Below are 19,779 nucleotides of genomic sequence, written 5' to 3' on the forward strand. Positions count from 1 at the left end.
AAGCGCGCCGCCGAGTACCTCGGCTATGAGGACGAGCCCTATGACGCTTTGCTCGACCTCTTCGAGGAGGGACTGACCACTAAAGAAGTCGAGAGGATGTTTGACAAGCTGGAGAAGGAGCTCAAGCCCCTCCTTGAGAAGATAATGGAAGAGGGCAAAGTTCCAAGGGAGCACCCGCTTGAGAAGGAGAGGTATGAGAAGGAGCAGATGGAGCGCGTTAACATATGGATTCTCAAGAAGTTCGGCTTTCCGCTTGGAGTCCGCTCAAGGCTCGACGTCTCCGCTCATCCATTCACGACAGAGTTCGGTATAAGAGACGTTAGGATAACCACCCGCTATGAAGGCTACGACTTCAGGAGGACGATTCTAAGTACGGTTCACGAGTTTGGGCATGCACTCTACGAGCTCCAGCAGGATGAGAGGTTCATGTTCACGCCGATAGCAGGTGGCGTTTCCCTTGGAATCCACGAGAGCCAGAGCCGCTTCTGGGAAAACATAATCGGAAGGAGTAGGGAGTTTGCTGAACTCATCTATCCCGTCCTCAAGGAGAACCTACCCTTCATGGCGAACTACACCCCTGAGGATGTGTACCTCTACTTCAATATAGTTAGGCCGGACTTCATAAGGACCGAGGCTGATGTAGTTACCTACAACTTCCACATACTGCTCCGCTTCAAGCTCGAGAGGATGATGCTCAACGAGGGCGTTAAGGCGAAGGACTTACCCGAGCTCTGGAACGAGGAGATGGAGCGTCTCCTAGGAATAAGGCCTAAGACCTACGCGGAGGGAATCCTCCAGGATATCCACTGGGCGCACGGAACGATAGGCTACTTCCCGACCTACAGCATAGGTACGCTCCTCGCGAGCCAGCTCTACTACCACATCAAGCGCGACATCCCGGACTTCGAGGAGAAGATAGCCAAGGCCGAGTTCGAGCCGATTAAGGCCTGGCTCAGGGAGAAGATACACCGGTGGGGAAGCATCTATCCGCCGAAGGAACTCCTAAAAAAGGCCATCGGCGAAGAATTAAACCCGGACTACTTCATCCGCTGGGTAAAGGAGAGGTACCTTTGATTTTCTTTTTCTATTATCTGTTGGGGCAATGCTTGAATATGATGCATGCACACAATATATTGGTGAGAGCATGGTAAAGACGATAACGATTTCTGATGATGTTTACAACGAACTCGTTCGAATTAAGGGTAAAAAATCCTTCAGCGAGCTCTTTAGAGAGCTTTTGCGGGAGAGAAAGGGAAACGTTGATGCCCTGCGTCGCCTCTATGGAATTCTGAGTGAAGAAGAGTACCTGGAAGCGAAGAGAAAGCTCAAAGATATCGAGGAGGAGTTTGAAAAATGGGGGCAGTCCTTGAGACAAACGTGATAATCGAGATTGCCAGGGGCAACCGTGAAGTCTTTGAAAAAGTCACTGCTCTGGACAACTCCTTTTGAATAACTGCTACAACAAAGTTCGAAATTCTTGTGGGAATGCCTAAGAAAGATGAGCTTATATGGCTTGAAACGCTGATTGAGCTTCCCTTTGATGGAAATGTGCTGAGATGGCGTCGTATCTTCATAAAAGGCTGATGAAGCATGGAACACCAATGTCATTCAGGGACCTTTTCATTGCTTCCATTGCCATTGTCAATGGCATGCCAATAATAACCTTGGACGAGGATTTCAAAGTTTTAAAGGAACTGGGGTTTGATGTTCACGTTATTTAGATTACTCAATCCACGCGACCGGTTCGACCTCTATAGCTACCACCCCGTACTTTTTCTCTTTCTCCTCTGAATAAAATCTCCTGTAGACCTTAACACCCTCTTCAATGCTCTTCACTCCGGGCAAAACGTTCTCAAGGCCCTCCTTTTCCAGCATTTCCCTGAAGGATGAGTAGACCCTCAGGTCCTTTACAACACACACCAGTTTGTTCTCGAAGACTATCTCATCTCCGGGTTTTATGGCCTGCCTCTTCTCATCGTACAAACGGCCCTCGATTTTCTTTTTTCCTTCTGCTATTGCCTTCAGGTACTCCTCTTGGAGACCCATCTTCCACCTCATAGTCTCACCTCACAGCAGGGCCTTAATCAGACTGGGGCTGACCTTTATGAGCTTTGCGAGAAGTTTTGGCCTCTTTAGGAGGGCCTTTGCGGTTCTGAGATGGTCGTCGAAGTCGGCCTGGGTTTCTATGACCTCCCTGGCCTCTTCGCTTCCGAGAACCTCAAAGATTCTCTCTATTGCATCTTGGTCGAGTCCCGTGAAGAGCCTCCTGAACTTAAGCCCAAAGCTTATCTGTCTTCTCACCCACGAGCAGTAGTCCCAGTACTTCTCGGGTTTCCCTTCGTAGAGGGCTTTTTTCAGGTTCTCGGCACATAGCATGCCATAAACTATTCCCCCGGCTGTCGTTGGCTTAATCTGGAGTGCTGAATCACCGACAAGTGCAACGTTTCCCTTAACCCAGGGCTTTCTCCATCCGAAACCAACCGGGCCGGCCTTGAACTCAAGTATCTTCGTTGGTTCTAGCCTTCTCAGTCTTAAAAACCTGCTCAGGGCTTCCATTTTTCCAAAGGTCCCAACCCTGGCAGTTTCCCCATCAATCGGGGTGACCCACGCGAAGAAGTCGGGCGTTATCTCTTTGTTGACCCATACCTCAACGTTTCTCCTATCGAAGCTCCCCAGAACTTCAACCTCGTAACCGCTCAGGAATTCTGCCCGGGTTTTGGTCCCGATGACCTTCGCCACGGTGCTGTTCACGCCGTCGGCTCCGATGTAGAAGTCTGCCTTAACCTCAAGCGTCTCCCCCATGTGCTGAAGAACGGCCTTTCCGTTCCTGAATCCTCTGAAGGTCGTGCTCATCAAATAATCAGCTCCTTTTTTCATAGCTCTCTTCGCCAGTTCCCTCTCTAGGGTCTTCCTGTCCACGAGGTAAGCCTGAGGACTCTTCCTCCCTATCGAAAAGCTCTGGATTCGTGAGTAAAATGTTGCACCGTATAGTTCGTTTAGAATGGCTTTTTTCGGCAGATTGAGTCTCTCGTAGTTTTCTGCCCCTATTATGCCGGTGCAGGCCTTTCCTCCGAAGGAGCTCTTTTTCTCGACAACGGCAACGCTGTAGTCCCTCGCGAGAAGGTTTGCCAGATAATTCCCAACGGGTCCGGCACCGATGATTAGGATGTTGTACCTCATCCTCACCCCTCGCCTGGAGTAGCTTTTAAACCCTAAAAACCTACCCTTTTCCGGTGGTTCCATGAAGGTTCTCGTTACAGGCTTCGAGCCTTTTGGCGGTGAAAAAATCAACCCCTCATGGGAGGCCGTGAAGGCCCTGCCCGATGAGCTCGGCGGTGCAACTCTCGTAAAGGTTCAGCTTCCAGTTTCCTTCAATGGAGTCAGGGAGCTCCTGCCGAGGCTCATAGTTAAGGAAAAGCCGGATTTCGTCCTCCTCACCGGCCAGGCTGGAGGAAGGCCCAACGTAACCGTGGAGAGAGTTGCGATAAACGTGATGGACTCAGAAATGCCGGACAACGACGGTTTCAAGCCGGAAGACGAGCCGATCTTTGAAGGGGCGCCGAGCGCTTACTTTGCTACCATACCTATAAAGCGCGTCGTCAAAACCCTTAGAGGGGCAGGGATTCCGGCCGGGGTGTCGAATACCGCCGGTACCTACGTCTGCAACACGGCGATGTTCACCGCTTTGCACACGGTAGCAGTATCTGGGATGGAAACGAAAGCGGGCTTTATCCACGTTCCCTTCAGCCATAACCAGGCCCTCGAAAAGCCAAGGCCATCTATGGCTCAGGAAACGATAAACCGTGCCATAGAGCTTTCCATTAGGTCACTCCTTGAATAGCTCGTTGAAGTCTATCTCGTAAACGACGGAACCGTTGAAGCTCTGGGCCTCTTTGAAGCGTGCTATCAGAGAGCTGAACGTCTCAACTAAGGCACCTCTAATTTCGCTCATTATTTTTTCGGCCTCTTCCCTCGTGCTCGCCTTGAAGATCTTTCCAGTCAGCTCGTTGAGGCTTAGCCCCTCGCCCATGACCTTAACCTTTGGGTCGAAGCCGTCAACTATCGTCTTCAGCTCCTCGTCCAGGTCGAGCTCCCTGACGCTTACCAGGTACTCCCCCGTCAGAATATCGTACTTTTTGTCAAAGACGAGGCGCATCTTCACACTATCACCCCGGGATTGAATATAACTCCGGTTCTAAATAACGGTTTTGGTGACCTAAACCTAAGGGTTAAAAAGATACCGTCCCTCAGTTTGCTAGAGGGTGGTGCTCATTCTCATAATCGGCCTTGACGTAATCGGCGAGAACCCGAGGCGCTTTGCAGTGGTGAGCTGGTACAACGGAAAACTTGAGCGAAAGGGCGAGTTCACTCTGTACAGGCTAATCCGGTTTATTCGCACTAAAAAGCCCGATATAGTGGCTATAGACAGCGTTACGGAACTTGGAGACGATTTGAGAATGTTTCTCAGGGCACTTCCCCCGGGAACCAAGCTCGTTCAGGTTACCGGAAGGCCCGGCGAACAGCGAAGTTTGCAGAGCCTCGCTAGGGAACACGGGATAAGAACGAGCGACCGCTTTGACCCATACGAGGAGGCGAAGCTTTCAGCCCTGCTCGCGAGCAAAGGTATAGGCTACGAGGTTCTGGCTTTTGAGGATGAAGTCATAGTGAAGGTTACCCGGGGAAGGAGCCATGGCAAAGGAGGTTGGAGTCAGGACCGCTACAGGAAGAGGGTGCACAACCTAGTGAGGGACAAGGTGAGAGAAATTGAAGACAGGCTGAGAAGAGCTGACATACCCTTTGACCTTGAGACCGAGGAAAAGGACTACGGCTTAGCCAGGGGCGAGTTCAGGGTTTACGCGAGCAGGGAAGAGCTGGCCGGTATCGTCAGGCCGATGCGCGGTGGGGACGTTGAGGTCAGGATTTATCCGGTGGAAAGGGCCGAGCTCGGTTTTGCCCCGCTCAAGGGAGAGGAGGCTATAAAGGAGCGGAAAAGCATTATAGTGGGCATAGACCCGGGGATAACAGTTGGAATAGCCGTCATCGACCTGAACGGGAACATAATCGCCCTCCACAGCGAGAGGAACATGCCCGTCGGCGAGATCTTCAGGTTCATAAGCGAGATTGGGCATCCGGTTATAGTTGCCACGGACGTTTCTCCGGCCCCGGGATTCGTCGAGAAGATAGCGCGCTCCTTTAAAGCCAACCTCTTCGTCCCGCGGGAGAGCCTCAGGGTTGATGAAAAGAACGAACTCCTCAGGAACCTTGGAATAAAGGTCGAGGATGACCACCAGAGGGACGCTCTGGCTGCAGCTTACAAGGCCTACCTCAGGCTCAAGCCGAAGCTTGAACACGTTGAGGCCAAGCTCCGCGAGGCCGGGCTGAGCAAGAGGGCCGATGAGGTTAAGGCTCTGGTCATTCAGGGCTACAACCTCGGCGAGGCGATGCAGAGGGTAACCGCTAGGCGGGAGGAGAGGAAGCCCGAACCCCAGACGGAGGAAACGACGAGCGTTGACATGAGGCCTTACCTTAGGAAAATCAGGGAGCTGGAGGAGCGGATAGAGCTCCTCGAGCGGGAGAACGAGGAGCTGAGGGGCATCATTAGGGAGCAGAGGAGAACCATCGAGAGGCTCGAAAGGAGAATAGCGGACTATGACGAGGAAGTGAGGAGAAAGGTCCTCCGCGAGAGGGAGCTTGAGGCGAAGGTGAAGCGCATCGAAGTCCTTGAGAAACAGCTGAAGGAAGCAAAGGCTGTAATAGAGCGCCTCAGCAGGGATTTGGTCAAGGTCAAGAGAATGAACGTGGTGGAGGTTCGCGGTAGTGCAGTACCTTTAAAGGTTCTTAGGACCCTGAGCTGGCGCGAGCTCGAGAGGATTGAGCGTGAGGTTGGTTTGAGACGGGGCGATGTCCTCTTCGTAATCAACCCAGCTGGAGCTGGAAAGGCCATAGCAGAGGAGCTTGTCGAGAAGGGGATAAGGGCTTTGATAACAGAGAAGTCCCTCCCGGAGCCCGTCAAAGAGGTTCTGAGAGATTCCCACGTGCCATTCTTCACGAGCGAGGAGCTCGACGTGAAGAGGGTTGACGAGTTTGCAGTTGTCGAGAGGGAGACCCTTGAGAGGGCCATCGGGGAACTGCTGGAACGCTGGAAGGAAGAGGACGAGGAGAGGGAAGCCGAGAGGTTCCTGAAACTTGTTGAGGAGTACAGGATTGAGCGCATTAAAGAACTCAGGAGAAAGGCAGAGGAGGAGTCTATAAACTAGGTATTTTTAACCCCCTGCTCTGGCTAACCTTAGCCTCTCCATGAAGCGTTCAATTTCCTCGGGAGTTCCCTCAATTAGGGTCCTGTTTAAGGTTATACCGTTCCTTTCGGTTTTTCCTAGGAGAACCAGCTCGACCTTTGCTTTACTCCTTTTCTTGAGTTCTTCGAGCTCTTCAATGCTTATCGGCGTCTCAATAACCCTCAAGAAGGAACCCCCACAGCGGGACGATTTTGATTCCATCAACCTTTTTCTCGGCATCCCACGTTACCAACACTGCCTTTTTCCAGTGGAAGAGCTTCCTTACCTTTTTCAACGCCCTGAGCTTGCGTTTCATGGTCTCGGGGTTTGAAACGTCGTAGCTAACCTGAATTAGCGTCTCTTCATCCGGCAGGACAAAGTCAATCTCCCAGTTGTCCCCAAGGGCGTAGTTCACCTCTTTTCCCCTCCTTAAGAGTTCAATGAACACTGTGTTTTCCATGAGCCTTCCGAAGTTCTCGCTGAACTTTATGCTCAGGAACGTTATGAAGGCGCTGTCAACGAAGTACACCTTTTTGGGATGCTGGATTCTCAGCTTGACTTTTGGGAAATAGACCTCAACTGGAAACGCGAAGTAGCACTGTGTACCGATACTTTATAAAAGTTGTTTAGTATGCTAAACAGGTGTTTATAAAGAGCTGTTCAGTGCAATGACCACCTCACTCAACCCTGAAGGTTATTCCCTTTTCCCTCGCTTTCCTCTCGACCTGAAGGCGGAACTGGCAGGCCTTGCATATCTCCCCTGTTGTAGGCTGTCCACATATCTTACAGCGGTTAAGTTCGCTGGTTTTCTTGGTGTATGTCTTCGCGATGAGCGGGAAGAGCTTGTCGTAGCTCCGCAGGATTTGATACTTCGTTCCCGGGTGTCTCTCCTCCATCTCGTTGAGCCAGTCCCTTATCTCCGCCCTGAATGCTTCAACTGCGTAGGGGCACTCGCTAAGGTCAACCTCAATGTTGTTCAGAACAGCGTAGAGGACTATCTCTTTCTCTGGAATCTCACGGAGGGGCTTTATCCTCGGAACTAACTCTGGGTGGATTTCCTCGTAATAGGGACCGGTTCTTCCGAGTCTGGCTATATCCCCGCGGAGAATGTTCATTATGAACATCTGGACTTCATCATCAAGGTTATGGCCTACCGCTAATTTATCCGCCCCGACGTCCTTGGCCGCGTAGTTTAAAAGCCACCTTCTCCAGACGCCACAGTAGGAACAGGCACCGACTCTTTCACCCTTCTCGAAGCTCCCCATTATCTCGACTGTCTCGTCCAATGTAAAGCCGATGTATTCCTTGAAGGAATAAATTCTGTGCTCTATGCCGAGTTTTTTCGCGTTCCTCTTCGCTATCTCCACACTCGGTGGTCTGTACCCGGCTATGCCCTCATCTATCGTTATAGCGACGAGCTCAAAGGGGAACTTCTCGCGGAGCTTTGCTAGGAGGTGCATCAGAACCACGCTGTCCTTCCCACCGGAAACTCCAACCGCTATCCTCTCGCCCTTTTCGATTAGGTGGTACTTCTTGACTGTTTCCTTGAACTTCTTCTCCACCATCTCGTTAAAGTGCTTGTGGCAGTAGTAGAGTCCGCTGTAGCGTGCGTGGTAAACCGCTGGCCTTTCGCACTTTGAACACTTTGACATGGGTTGCCTTACGAAAATGCTTTTAAAAAGATTGGGTCTTTTCCTTATCCGGGCGAGAGCATGGGGTACAAAGTGTTCAAAACTGGATTGTTACATCTTGACAGAATGCTGGGAGGGGGTATCATAGAGGATGGTACCCTGCTTGTGGTGTATTATACTGGCTCATATGGATGGGCTCTAGGCGTTGAAATATTTAAGTCGTTTCTGTCAAAAGGATGGTATGGTATTGTGGCTAACTACTCTTTACCCTATGGTTTGCTTAGAAAGTATGCAATGGCCGTTCGTTTTGCACTTCAAACCCTAGGCAAAGAGGAACGACTAGCTGTTATAGACGTCTTTGGTTCAGTTAACGGAATTCAGCCTAAAGAATCCTTTGTCTATTCCTTTGGTCAGATTGACGGGAGTACTTTTCTGCCCAAGATTCTCGCTCTCTATAAGAAGATGATAGAGGGGAGGCCAAAGAGGATAGGCATTACCGTAACTGTCGATGGTTTTGTTGAGATTTTTGGGGAAAATACTGGCATGAAGATTCTCAAAAGGAACATGGCTCTAAAGGAGAACTTTCCCCGTTCCAAGGGTGAGGAAGTTCTTAATATCTTCCTCGTGAACAGGGATAGAGTTTCCCCTAGGTTCCTATCGTGGCTCTCACAGTATGCGGAGCACATTGTTGAATTTAAGCCGACTTCACGGCCGGGTGTTGAGGAAATTCGAGTTGTTAAATCTCTTCTTCCGGACTTTGAGCCGTCAGGGGGGATATTCAAATTCAAAAAAGGAATGGTGGAGATACTTCCTACCTCGCGAGATTGAGTATGGCAGGTATGACGTTAACGGCCAGGAGGAACAGCCCGATTCCAATTGTGGCGTATCTAATGGGCTTGGCCACTTTCTCTGGCAGGTACTCCTTTATAACGTCGTCTAGCATTCTACCCCCGTCCAGTGGAACCAGCGGGAAGAGGTTCATGAGACCTATCCCGATGTTTAGGAGGTAAATCCAGTAGAGAGAGAAAAACAGTGGAAGTATAAGCCAGTCATGTCCAATCTTCGACTTCACGTGCTGGGTCGGTCTTATCCCTATGAAGCCCTTGCCAGGGTTTTCGGGATTTTCGGCCAGCGTGAGCTTGAGGTTCATCTCCTTTCCATTTCTAATAACGGTGAGGGTTATGGTTTCTCCGGGCTTCGTCTTGTTCATAAGCGATATAAACTCCTCCATTGTTTTAACGCTCTGTCCGTTTATTGCAACTATAACGTCTCCCTTGTGGAGGATGCCATCCGCCGGTGCGCCCTTGATGACCTCACTAACCCCTATACCATCGGGCACAAGGAGAGGGGTCACTGCGTAGCTGAGAATGAGGGCTGTTATTATTGCCGTCGTCACGTTCGCCATCGAACCGGCCCCGTAAACCCTGAGCCTGGAGCGCAAAGGAGCTTTTGAGAGCTTCTCCTCGTCTGGCTCCACAAAGGCTCCCGGTATTACGGCGAGTAGAACTAGGCCAACCGATTTGAGGGGAAGCTTTTCGGCCCTCGCTACAACACCGTGGCTCAACTCGTGGACGACCATAACCACGGCGAGGCCTATGAGGCCGTACCAGAGGGGAATCGTCACACCTGGTATTACCAGCTGAACCCCTGCGGGGCTCTTCTTCGTCTGGAGGGTCTTCAAAGCCGTCATGAGAAGGGCATAGAAGACGTAGACCATTCCCATGTAGCCGAGGGCTATCCCTATGTCACCATAAACCTTCCAGAACCGGGGGTTGAGCTTTGAAAGCCTGTCTATGAAGCCAAGGAGCCTCTTGGTCCTCCACATGGCGATTAGAAAGTCAACGCTTAACCCCTCTTCCTTTTCTATGGGCTCTCCCGTTTCGGGGTCTATCTCCTTCTTTCCGAACAGGGAGTAGAGAACGAGCCAGAAGACGGTTATCGCCATTATCACTATAACCGCGGTGCTCACCATGGTTCAACACCCTTTTTCCGCTGGGCTAATCTCATTAGATGGTCTTATAAACGTTAGCGGACAAATCCGTGGCGATGGAGAGTTTGAGAATAGCCTTCGTCTACGACGTTATCTACCCCTGGGTTAAGGGTGGAGTTGAAAAGAGAATCTACGAGCTCGCGGTTAGGTTAGCAAAGTCCCACGAGGTTCACGTTTACGGTTACAGGCACTGGGAAGGGAGTTCCGAAGTCGAGCGTGATGGGGTTTACTACCACGGCACGGTTCGCGTTAGTAATCTCTATTCTGGCGGAAGGCGTTCAATACTCCCCCCTTTACTCCACTCCATCTCCCTCGTTCCCCTGCTCAAAGGTGAGCGCTTTGATGTTATAGACTGTCAGGCGAGCCCGTATTTGCCGGCACACTCTCTTAGAGTTCTCGACAAAGAGAACGTCTTTATAACTTGGCACGAGTTCTGGGGGGGCTACTGGCTTGACTACCTCGGGTGGGCTGGTTTAATAGGGAGAACCATTGAGAGGGGCCTGTTCTCCTTCGAGAGGCACATCTCTGTTTCCCAAAAGACGAGGCTTGACCTAATCGGAGCGGGCCTTAGAAAGCCAATCTATCTTGTTCCCAACGGGATAGATATTAATCTGATTCGTTCGGTGAAGCCTGCTGAACTTAAATCTGACTTCATATTTGTCGGCAGGCTAATTCCGGAGAAGGGTGTTGATTTTCTACTAACTTCGTTGGCCCTCCTCAAAGGCGAATTTCCTGACTTTAGGGCTATCATTGTCGGCGACGGTCCGGAGAGAAGAAAACTTGAACTTCTTGCGCGGGAGTTGGGGATTAAGAAGAATGTTATCTTCACGGGCTTTCTGGAGGATTACCGGGATGTCCTCTCGCTTATGAAAGCCTCCAAAGTTTTCGCCTTTCCCTCAAGAAGGGAGGGATTCGGTCTTGTCGTTATGGAGGCGATGGCCTCTGGAATCCCAGTTGTTACAGTGGAACACCCGATGAACGCCTCGAAGTACCTTGTCGAGAACGGGAAGAACGGCTTTATCGTTGATAACAGTCCAAAAGCGTTCGCACAGGCTCTCCTCAGGGCATATGGGAGTTCCAGAAAGTTCGGCCTCTTTGCGAGGGAAAAAGCCAAACATTACGACTGGGGCGATGTTGTAAAGATGCTCCTCAGGGTCTATCGGGGTGAGGGCTGATGAGAATTTGCCTAATCGTCAGGCGCGTTAATACGAAAGCTGGGGGGATAGCGGTCTACACGAGAAACCTAATGAAGAGACTGGCGAAAGAGGGGCATGAGGTTGAACTTTCTCCTCCCGAGAGGCTCTTCTACCTTCTCTGGCAGTTTTTTAAAGTCCCCCTCTGGCTCGTTCGTTCTAGGTGTGACGTTTACCATGCCGTCGGCGTTATCGAGGGGATAGCGCTCCCCCTTCTCAAGCCAAAGACCGAGAAGAGGATAACCATCCACGACCTAATACCCCTGAAGCATCCGAGAAAGGGTCTAAAGGGTTTTCTGGAGAGGTTTTTCATCCGTCTCGGCCTCCTCTCGGCGAGAGGATACGACATTGTTTACGCCGTGTCCCATCTCACCAAGGTTGACCTTGTCCGCCTCGGAGGGATTTCAGAGGATAAAATCCGTGTTGTTCACCAGCCGATAGACGAGCGCTTTTTCACGGTTCCAAGGGGAGTGGGTAAGTTTAAGGAGCAGAGGACTTTCACGATAGGCTACATCTCAAGGATGGACTACCACAAGAGGCATGCTCTGCTCGTTGAGCTCTTCAAGCGCTGGAACAACCCGAGCGCTAGGTTACTCCTCGCCGGAACAGGGGAGGAGTTTGAGAGGGTTAGAGGGCTTGCTGAAGGCGACAAACGGATAAAACTCCTCGGTTTCGTCCCTGATGGGGAGCTGATTGAGTTCTACGACTCTCTGGACGTTTACGTTCATGCATCAAAGTACGAGGGCTGGGGACTGCCGATATTGGAAGCTTTGGCGAGGGGAAAGCCCGTTGTGGTTTTTGATGATGCGGAGATTCCAAATGAAGTAGCAACTTTTTGTTTGAGAATGTCTCCAATGAGTTTTAACTTGGAGCTTGAGAAACTTTTTGAAAACAGAAAACAAGCTAAAAAGCTCTCCATTTTAAAATCAAAAGCCTTGAGAACTCTTCTTCACTAATTTTCCTCTTGACATTATTTCTTTCTCTTATAGCTCTTGGAAGAGCTGAGAGAAGCATCAAATAACCCTCAGCAACTGCTTTTATTTTTCTTCTCAAGATAAAGTTGTAGAGGGCATATACAACGTTACCTAGAACGTATAGGGGAGCGTACTTCTTTGGAAGGTTAATTATTGCACAAAGCAGATGGCCCTTGAGGGAATGGGAAACTACCAAGTCACTGATTTCAAGTCCTTTTGTACTTTTTCCCCCATAATGATAAGCTACTGCAGAGGGTTCATAGATTAACTTTTCCCCTGCCCACCTTATTCTCGATGCTAAATCGGTGTCCTCATAATAAAGGAAAAATAGCCTGTCGTTGAATAATCCTGCTTTTTCAAGTGTCCGAGAAGAATAAAGAGAACATGCTGCACAGACTGTGGAGACTTCTTCCCGATTGTTGAACTCTCTAGACGGTTTAAACTTTCCCCTATCAAAGCTGTATCCGTTTTTTGAATATTCCCCACCCGCGCTGTCAATTAGATGGGGATTTCTCGCCCAAAGAATTTTGGGAGTAACAACACCTGCCTTGAGGGTTTCTGCACTCTCAACTAGTCTAGAAAGGGTTTTGGGAGCTACTAGGGCGTCATTATTGAGAAGAAGGATATAGTCCGGTTTAAGAACGGTAAGAGCGAATTTAATCCCAACGTTGTTTCCTCCACCGAACCCATAATTTTTTCTGTTTCTAATTAAAATAAGTCTTCTGTCTGGGTCTATCTTTCTATAGAGGGCCTTGTTGAACTTTCCTCTCTTGGCTTCTCCCTCCGACAGTTCAAAGATGTGGAGAGGTTTGTTGAGTGAGTTCATTGTAAGGTACTTGGAAGTTAGTCTTATGTTGCCTACTGAATACTCTTTTATTTTTTTAACTGATTCATCTGTGGACGCGTTATCAACAACTATAACGTCATAATCTTCAAAATTGGAGCGATGAACCGATTCTATTGCCTCGATTGTGGCTTGCCAGTTGTTCCAGTTTAATATAATAATTGAAACTCGTAATGGCATTGAATCACCGATATTATTATAAGTTTTCTATTCTAAAAGTCTGTTGGTGGCGGATTTAATGGACAATGCTGTAAAGTCAGGAAGAATAAATTTGTGCAAAATCATTTCATTTCCTGTTGTTCATGATTATCGGGGAAATCTGACCTTCATAGAACAATATAAGCACATCCCATTTGAGCTGAAACGGATATACTATCTTTACGATGTCCCTACGGGCGCCGTAAGGGGAGGTCATGCCCATATTTCATTAGAGCAAGTAATAATTGCAGTAAGTGGCAGTTTTGAAGTCGTGATTGATGATGGATACCGGAAAAAGAGTTTCTTCTTGAACAGGCCTCATTATGGGCTTTATATCCCTCCGGGAATGTGGAGAGAATTAGTAAACTTTTCATCTAATTCCGTTGCTTTAGTGTTGGCTTCTGAAATTTATGATGAGGACGATTACATCCGGGATTACGACACATTCAAGCGCATGGTCAGGGAGGGGGTTTGGGATGAGTCTGATAGGAGAGTTGCAAAAAAAATATCAAGACTATAACGAGCGCTTGGTAAGAATAAGAAAAAAACTTGAGCAAAAGGGAGTTTTTATTCATCCTAATGCTCTCGTTGAGAGTGAACACGTTGGAGAAGGAACAAGAATCTGGGCATTTGCTCATGTTCTTCCGGGTGCAAAAATTGGTAGAAATTGCAATATCTGTGACCATGTATTTGTGGAAAACGATGTTATTGTGGGTGACAATGTTACAATAAAAAATGGCGTTCAACTATGGGATGGGGTAAGAATAGAAGATAATGTATTCATTGGACCAAATGTAACCTTCACAAACGATTTACGGCCTCGGAGTAAAGTGTATCCTCCTAAATTCATCAAAACATACATAAAGGAGGGGGCAAGCATTGGAGCAAATGCTACCATAATATGTGGTGTGACAATTGGACGGTGGGCAATGATAGGTGCTGGCTCTGTTGTTACTAAGGATGTGCCGGACTATGCATTGGTTTATGGTGTTCCTGCAAGGTTACGGGGTTGGGTTTGCGAGTGCGGGAGAGATTTAGAGTTTAATGAAAAAGGATACGCAAAATGTGTCTGTGGAAAAGAATATAAAAAAATCATAGATGAAACTGGTAACGAAAAAGTGGTGAGAATGTTATGATACCGCTGGTAGACCTAAAACGGGAATACCGGGAGATTAAGGAGGAAATAGACCTTGCAATAGGCAGGGTTCTTGAGAGAGGATGGTTTATTTTAGGGGAAGAGCTTGTAGCTTTTGAAAGGGAGTTTGGCCAATACATTGGAACAAAGCATGTGATTGGTGTGAATTCTGGTTCAGATGCATTATATCTTGCTGTAAAAGCCCTAGGCATCGGAAAGGAAGATGAAGTTATAACGGTTTCTCATACTTTTATCTCAACTGTTGACGCTATTACGAGGAATGGTGCTAGACCGGTATTTGTTGATATAGATCCTGAGACATATACGATGGACGTATCCCAACTTGAGAATGCAATTACCGAAAGAACAAAGGCCATCATCCCGGTGCATATTTACGGTCATCCTGCTGACATGGCTCCTATAATGGAAATAGCAAATGATTATGGACTGTATGTGATAGAAGATGCAAGCCAGGCTCATGGAGCGGAGTATAAAGGAAAAAAAGTTGGTAGTATTGGGCATGTGTCTTGTTTTAGTTTCTATCCAACCAAAAACCTTGGGGCATATGGTGATGCCGGTGCGATAGCTACAAATGATGACGAACTTGCTGATAAATTGAGAATGATGAGAAACTATGGGTCGCCTCGGAAGTATTATCACGAGTTTGTGGGTGTTAATAGTAGACTCGATGAGATTCAAGCGGCTGTTTTGAGAGTGAAGCTGAAGTATCTGGATAAATGGAACCAAAGAAGAAGGAAAATCGCTCGGGTATATAAAGAGCTCTTAATAGATACAGATATAATCACGCCTATTGAAAAAGAATGGGCTAAACATGTTTACCATCTATATGTTGTTCAACATGACAAACGGGATGAACTTGAGAAGTGTCTCCTTAGTAAAGGTATACACGTTCAGATACATTACCCTGTTCCAGTTCATCTTCAACCTGCGTACACTAAGCTTGGTTTCAATGTTGAGCTACCCATTACAGAACGTGTGTCCCAAAGAATACTATCAATCCCAATGAGTCCTTGGCTTAGTGAGGAGGAAGTAAAATACGTCGCGGAGGCTATTAGGGGGTGTCTTGTTGCCAAGTAAACTCAAAGTCACTTGCATAATGCTTGCAAGAAATTTAGTTTCTCAGGGATATCCATTTTTAGAAGTAATTCTGTCTGTGCTTCCTTATTGTGATGAGCTGATGATATGTGAGGGTTATAGCGATGATGAAACTTATACAATCTTGAAAAAACTTCAAGAGATGCATGAGGATAAAGTTTTTATAGTTCGGAAGAAGTGGGTGTCAAATAAAAGAGTAAAATCTCATGTTTTTTCGGATCTCTTAAATAAGATTATAGAAGAAAGTTCTGGTGACTACATTTTAAAACTTGATCCTGACCATTTTTTTGAGAGGGATACAATAGAGTATTTATTGTTCCTAGCAAGTATGTACCGTAATATCAAGATTTTCTATGTTCCCTACCTCTATTTTGTTGGGAATTGGGTTATTAAGCCTGAACTATGGGCTCCTACTTTTTTCAAAAAAGATGACCATATTAGACTACTTGGGGATAGTGGCAGTGTGTTTTTTACCCCCTTAGGGATTTTGGAGAGTATAATAAAAAACATACGACATCCCTTGAATGTTTTAAAGTCAATTCATTACGCGTATGTGCCTAAACCTGTGCATCATTACTACGCAATTTTCCCAGGGAATTACATTAGAAGAATAGAGGAACACAAAAAGTTTTACAACAAACACAATTGGGCATACTATGATGAGATATTAAAAAGAATAAAAGGAATTAGAGATTGGGATACTTTCTGGAGAATTATAGCAAAGGAACTTGTTGAAAAGACATGGGAGTGGTACGGCCCTAGAAAGGTTACAAAGTACACTGGTGAGTTGCCAGCCCTTATAAAGCCTCTCTGGGGAGAGTGGAAATATCGTGTCAGATTTGAACTAATATCAAGCGAGGGTAGTGAGGATGGGGGAGCTACCTAACTTAATAGTTATCATATTAGATACCCTCAGGAAAGACTACGACATTCCTGTTAGAAATGTGTTGGAAAAGTTCGGATTTGTTTCCTATGAGCGGGCAATAGCTCCCGCCCCTTGGACTATTCCAAGTCATGCTTCAATGCTCACAGGACTGTACCCCGCTTTTCATGGGGCTCATGAAACAAAAAATAGAAAGATACCGAGTGTTAAACTCGATAAAAAGGACAATCTACTAACGTTTAAATTAAAGGAATTTGGATATAATACCGCTCTATTGACGTCTAACTTTTTCGTTCATCCTCATTTTGGCTTTGTTGGATTTGATAATGTCTATTATGTCCCACCAATACCTGAGATAAAGTTTTTGTCGGATTCAGATAGGGAAATACTTCGAAAAATTGTTCCGAATCAGAGCAACTTCCGGAATATATTTTTAGAGCTAGTGCGAAAGAACCACTACGGATTACTCTTAAAGGGCGGTGCTCAATACTTAATGCAGATATTTTATAAACATTTTTTTGCACTGTTTAAGCATTGGCCAACTGAAAAAGGAATATCACAAATTATATCTTACTTAAACAGGTATCTTTCCAAAAATAAGTCCGAGAATATGTTCATCTTTATAAATTCAATCGAAATGCATGAACCCTATCTCGTCAACGACAATTTAAAAATCCTATCTGATAACCTAAAGACGAATTCTTTGGACATGGGTCTAGTGACTGCATGGAGACAAAGGTATGTAACGGAATCTGAGTATCTTGGGAAAAAACTATTTGAGTTGCTTTCTGTTTTAAAAAAGCACAATGTCCTAGATAACTCTCTTGTTGTTGTAACGAGTGATCATGGTCAGTTGCTTGGAGAGCACGGTAGAATTGGTCATGGGAATTTTTTATATGATGAGCTATTAATGGTTCCTCTCTTTATAAAATATCCCCAATGGATGTCCCCTAACTTGGATAAAACAGTGGTTCAGGGCTCTTGGATTAGTTTAACGTCACTGAAATCCCTTATTACACACGTTGCTCTTGGTAAAATACCTTCAAAAAAGGTGCTGTTCTCTGATACTGTTTTTGCGGAGTCCTATGGGATTGCAGGGAGGGTCTCTATTAATTCAAAACGAGAAAAACTATTTGTCAAAAAACTCGAAAAGTATCGTATTGCAGTGTATCATAGAGCATTCAAGGCAATCTTTAACGTTAATGATTGGAAGTTTGAATACATTAAGCCGTATGACCCGACAACAGAGATTGATGATATCATTCTGAGACACATGAAAAGAGAAATTACAAAATTTTTGCGAGTGGTTACATCCACCAAGATATCCTCCATACGCTAGGATATCTCGTCCCTTGCGAGTATGGAAAGTAGTCTCCCTTTGAAGGGTTTTATAGCATCCTCATCCTTTATAGGATTGAGTTCATTTTTATCCCTATCAAGAGAGAATAACCATTCAACTTTGTCATCGGGGGCATGGAGTAATTTCCAATCCTTTACAATAAATGCCTTCTTTTCATAGCCATAACCAGTAGCCTCGCTAAGAAGGAACTTTTTTGGTCGTTTAAGAAGAGACCGCCCGTCTGTTTTGTATGGGAGCTCGACTTCCCATAAATCCATGATTGTGGAAAATACATCAACAAGGGAACGTCTTTTAATTTTAACATTTTCTATTGGCCCTTCAATTGCAAGGGGAACTTCTATAATCTCCCTGAAGACATTATGACCATGTCCTACGCCATAAATTCCTCTAGGGTCATAGAAGTATTTGGCTTCAAGTTTCGAATGTTCCCAGAACTCTTCCCCATGATCGGCCGTAAAAATAATGAGAGTATCCTTTAGCAATCCTGCCTTTTCAAGGCCATTATATAGTTCTTCAAACAGCCAGTCTACGTATCTGATAGTATTATCATATAGGAGAATTTTATTCTCCTTAAACCTTTCAAATTCCTCACCTTTTTGTTCTTCTATGCGCTGAAATGCCCATCTCTCAATGTTTGGTATGTTCTCAACTTCCCCAAAATAGTTCCTGAACTCCTTTGGGGGATTGAGAGGTTCGTGAGTATCTCCGAGATGGATATATGCAAAAAAGTTTTTGTTTTTTTCTTTTTTGGCCCATCTTAAAAAGTCATTTACCAACGTAATTCCCCTTGTTTCTCCTGGATAAATTTTTACAGGACTCCTTCCCCTCATAGGGAAGGACGCAACGTCTATGGAAGTCGCAAAATATACATCATAACTATTTAAGGCACTAATCTCTGGTATTGTTAAATACTTCCGTCTTATCCCTTTAATGTTCCTTGGATTATCAAAGTTTCTAAGCTTAGAGTGGATGTAGGCACCATGATTATGGGGATACATTCCGGTCATAATTGATGCAACAGAGGGGTGGGTCCAAGGTGCCGCGGATACTGCTTTTCCTTTTATCGAAAGAGAATTCAAAAAGGGAGTTGTATCTCGTTCATAGTTGTTGAGGCTAGTGTTTTTAAATCTCATGCAGTCCGCGACGACTATAATAACGTTGAATTTATTTCTTATCTTTACATTTATATCTTTAATATTTTTTATCCTGTTTCTAAATGCATTGTTGTATTCTCTCTCCTTTTTCATTTTATATCCAAGATGTAAGACTCTCTTTATTGGTTTAGCACGTAAGGCAAGATTTTTCACTGACATTGAATATATCCTCCTTGAGGTATCTTTTTAGACCATCTTTCCATGAGGGCATCTTGAGATTGAGCCTGTGGAGTTCCATGTTTTCAAGTGCCGAAAATTTTGGCCTCCTAGCTGGCCTGTTGAGCTCACTTGACTTTATGGGTTTTATCTTAACGTCCCATCCTAAGATTTCAAATATCGTTTTAGCGAACTCGTACCATGAGCAGTAGCCTTCGTTGACCATGTGATAGATTCCCCACTCAGGCGAGATTTTCAGAAACTCCTTCAGAGTCTTTGCAACGTCCATAGTATATGTTGGGCTCATGAACTGGTCGTTCACAATTTTCAGCTCATCTCCCAGCTTTGCTCTTTCAATAACCCAATTTACAAAGTTGCCACCCTTTCCCCTGGCTCCAGCCTTCCCGTACAGGCTTGCAACCCTGATAATATAGTACTTTTCGGAATAATTCCTCGTAAAAATCTCTCCGGCATACTTGCTGGTTCCATAGATGTTTATTGGATTTGGGGCGTCTTCCTCAGTATAAGGTTTTCTTTTCTTGCCGTCAAAGACGTAGTCTGTGCTGATGTAGACGTTGATGGCATCAATATCACGGGAAATCTTGGCAACGTTCAGCGCACCGATGGCGTTGACGGCAAAGGCCTTCTCCGGATAAAGTTCGGCGTCATCAACCCTCACATATGCGGCTGTGTTGATGATAATGTCAGGCTTCAGCTCTTTCAGCACCTTCATGGTCTCGGGAACAGTAACGTCTAAGTCTTTATGAGTCAGTGGGATAACATCAAAAGACGGGTCTTCTCCGAAGACTTCCACTAGATCTGTCCCAAGCTGACCGCTGGCGCCGATTATCGCAACCCTCATCTAATCAC

The 19,779-nt window shown here is 46.3% G+C and carries 22 protein-coding genes; 12 read left to right on the forward strand and 10 right to left on the reverse strand.

Annotated elements, in window-relative coordinates; all coding sequences use genetic code 11:
* On the forward strand, window positions 1–1,074 hold a 1,074-nt coding region (locus tag F7B33_RS03525; protein ID WP_297073119.1), incomplete at its 5' end, for a carboxypeptidase M32.
* A 70-nt stretch (window positions 1,075–1,144) separates the two neighbouring features.
* Window positions 1,145–1,381, forward strand: a complete 237-nt coding sequence (locus F7B33_RS03530) for an antitoxin VapB family protein (RefSeq protein WP_297073120.1) — start codon at window positions 1,145–1,147, stop codon at window positions 1,379–1,381.
* Window positions 1,382–1,722: 341 nt separating this feature from the next.
* Here F7B33_RS03530 and F7B33_RS03535 read toward each other — a convergent pair whose 3' ends face one another.
* Entirely contained in the window at window positions 1,723–2,058 is a 336-nt protein-coding gene (locus F7B33_RS03535; protein ID WP_297063316.1) for an ASCH domain-containing protein, read from the reverse strand.
* Window positions 2,059–2,067: 9 nt separating this feature from the next.
* Window positions 2,068–3,180 carry an NAD(P)/FAD-dependent oxidoreductase gene (locus F7B33_RS03540; RefSeq protein WP_297073122.1) on the reverse strand — a complete coding sequence of 371 codons (1,113 nt, stop codon included), beginning with the start codon at window positions 3,178–3,180 and terminating at the stop codon, window positions 2,068–2,070.
* 61 nt (window positions 3,181–3,241) lie between these two features.
* Here F7B33_RS03540 and pcp point away from each other — a divergent pair, with 61 nt between their 5' ends.
* Window positions 3,242–3,841 carry a pyroglutamyl-peptidase I gene (pcp, locus tag F7B33_RS03545; RefSeq protein ID WP_297063320.1) on the forward strand — a complete coding sequence of 200 codons (600 nt, stop codon included), beginning with the start codon at window positions 3,242–3,244 and terminating at the stop codon, window positions 3,839–3,841.
* Here pcp and F7B33_RS03550 read toward each other — a convergent pair.
* Entirely contained in the window at window positions 3,827–4,156 is a 330-nt protein-coding gene (locus F7B33_RS03550; RefSeq protein WP_297063323.1) for a hypothetical protein, read from the reverse strand. The two genes, pcp and F7B33_RS03550, sit on opposite strands and share 15 nt — an antisense overlap.
* A 109-nt stretch (window positions 4,157–4,265) precedes the next feature.
* Between F7B33_RS03550 and F7B33_RS03555 the strand changes: the two genes are divergently transcribed.
* Complete coding sequence (locus tag F7B33_RS03555; RefSeq protein WP_297073125.1) at window positions 4,266–6,257, forward strand: DUF460 domain-containing protein; 1,992 nt, start codon at window positions 4,266–4,268, stop codon at window positions 6,255–6,257.
* 6 nt (window positions 6,258–6,263) lie between these two features.
* Here the strand turns inward: F7B33_RS03555 and F7B33_RS03560 are convergent, their stop codons facing one another.
* From F7B33_RS03560 to F7B33_RS03570, 3 genes are all read right to left on the reverse strand, one after another.
* Window positions 6,264–6,461, reverse strand: a complete 198-nt coding sequence (locus F7B33_RS03560; protein WP_297062884.1) for a TIGR04140 family protein — start codon at window positions 6,459–6,461, stop codon at window positions 6,264–6,266.
* Window positions 6,448–6,885, reverse strand: coding sequence for a DUF4143 domain-containing protein (locus F7B33_RS03565; RefSeq protein WP_297062886.1), 438 nt, complete (start codon window positions 6,883–6,885; stop codon window positions 6,448–6,450). The genes F7B33_RS03560 and F7B33_RS03565 overlap by 14 nt, the downstream gene beginning before the upstream one ends.
* A 67-nt stretch (window positions 6,886–6,952) precedes the next feature.
* Entirely contained in the window at window positions 6,953–7,927 is a 975-nt protein-coding gene (locus F7B33_RS03570; protein WP_297062883.1) for a TIGR00269 family protein, read from the reverse strand.
* Between the two features lie 60 nt (window positions 7,928–7,987).
* Here F7B33_RS03570 and F7B33_RS03575 point away from each other — a divergent pair, with 60 nt between their 5' ends.
* Window positions 7,988–8,734, forward strand: a complete 747-nt coding sequence (locus F7B33_RS03575) for a hypothetical protein (RefSeq protein ID WP_297073127.1) — start codon at window positions 7,988–7,990, stop codon at window positions 8,732–8,734.
* Here F7B33_RS03575 and F7B33_RS03580 read toward each other — a convergent pair.
* Window positions 8,718–9,878 carry a site-2 protease family protein gene (locus tag F7B33_RS03580; RefSeq protein ID WP_297073128.1) on the reverse strand — a complete coding sequence of 387 codons (1,161 nt, stop codon included), beginning with the start codon at window positions 9,876–9,878 and terminating at the stop codon, window positions 8,718–8,720. The two genes, F7B33_RS03575 and F7B33_RS03580, sit on opposite strands and share 17 nt — an antisense overlap.
* A gap of 74 nt (window positions 9,879–9,952) precedes the next feature.
* Here F7B33_RS03580 and F7B33_RS03585 point away from each other — a divergent pair, with 74 nt between their 5' ends.
* Window positions 9,953–11,071, forward strand: coding sequence for a glycosyltransferase family 4 protein (locus F7B33_RS03585; protein ID WP_297073130.1), 1,119 nt, complete (start codon window positions 9,953–9,955; stop codon window positions 11,069–11,071).
* Window positions 11,071–12,045, forward strand: coding sequence for a glycosyltransferase family 4 protein (locus tag F7B33_RS03590; protein WP_297073132.1), 975 nt, complete (start codon window positions 11,071–11,073; stop codon window positions 12,043–12,045). The genes F7B33_RS03585 and F7B33_RS03590 overlap by 1 nt, the downstream gene beginning before the upstream one ends.
* On the opposite strand, the gene F7B33_RS03595 is transcribed toward F7B33_RS03590, so the two are convergent.
* Entirely contained in the window at window positions 11,993–13,087 is a 1,095-nt protein-coding gene (locus F7B33_RS03595) for a glycosyltransferase family 2 protein (RefSeq protein WP_297073135.1), read from the reverse strand. The two genes, F7B33_RS03590 and F7B33_RS03595, sit on opposite strands and share 53 nt — an antisense overlap.
* Before the next feature lie 46 nt (window positions 13,088–13,133).
* On the opposite strand from F7B33_RS03595, the gene F7B33_RS03600 reads away from it, so the two are divergent.
* The 5 genes from F7B33_RS03600 to F7B33_RS03620 are packed head-to-tail and all read left to right on the forward strand — an operon-like array spanning window position 13,134 to window position 17,578.
* A complete protein-coding gene (locus F7B33_RS03600; RefSeq protein ID WP_297073136.1) occupies window positions 13,134–13,625 on the forward strand; it encodes an FdtA/QdtA family cupin domain-containing protein in 492 nt (163 codons plus the stop codon).
* Window positions 13,582–14,241, forward strand: a complete 660-nt coding sequence (locus F7B33_RS03605; RefSeq protein WP_297073138.1) for an acyltransferase — start codon at window positions 13,582–13,584, stop codon at window positions 14,239–14,241. The genes F7B33_RS03600 and F7B33_RS03605 overlap by 44 nt, the downstream gene beginning before the upstream one ends.
* Entirely contained in the window at window positions 14,238–15,338 is a 1,101-nt protein-coding gene (locus F7B33_RS03610; protein ID WP_297073140.1) for a DegT/DnrJ/EryC1/StrS aminotransferase family protein, read from the forward strand. Before F7B33_RS03605 ends, F7B33_RS03610 begins: the two co-directional genes overlap by 4 nt.
* Window positions 15,328–16,242, forward strand: coding sequence for a glycosyltransferase family A protein (locus F7B33_RS03615; RefSeq protein ID WP_297073142.1), 915 nt, complete (start codon window positions 15,328–15,330; stop codon window positions 16,240–16,242). Before F7B33_RS03610 ends, F7B33_RS03615 begins: the two co-directional genes overlap by 11 nt.
* A complete protein-coding gene (locus F7B33_RS03620; RefSeq protein ID WP_297073176.1) occupies window positions 16,226–17,578 on the forward strand; it encodes a sulfatase-like hydrolase/transferase in 1,353 nt (450 codons plus the stop codon). The genes F7B33_RS03615 and F7B33_RS03620 overlap by 17 nt, the downstream gene beginning before the upstream one ends.
* On the opposite strand, the gene F7B33_RS03625 is transcribed toward F7B33_RS03620, so the two are convergent.
* Both F7B33_RS03625 and rfbD read right to left on the reverse strand, forming a co-directional pair.
* Window positions 17,575–18,846 (reverse strand): sulfatase, encoded by a 1,272-nt coding sequence (locus F7B33_RS03625; protein ID WP_297073144.1) that lies wholly within the window; start codon window positions 18,844–18,846, stop codon window positions 17,575–17,577. The genes F7B33_RS03620 and F7B33_RS03625 overlap by 4 nt on opposite strands.
* A 34-nt stretch (window positions 18,847–18,880) precedes the next feature.
* Window positions 18,881–19,771 (reverse strand): dTDP-4-dehydrorhamnose reductase, encoded by an 891-nt coding sequence (gene rfbD / locus F7B33_RS03630; RefSeq protein WP_297073146.1) that lies wholly within the window; start codon window positions 19,769–19,771, stop codon window positions 18,881–18,883.
* Between the last annotated feature and the right edge of the window lie 8 nt (window positions 19,772–19,779).

The organism is Thermococcus sp., from assembly GCF_015523185.1.
Lineage (GTDB): Archaea > Methanobacteriota_B > Thermococci > Thermococcales > Thermococcaceae > Thermococcus.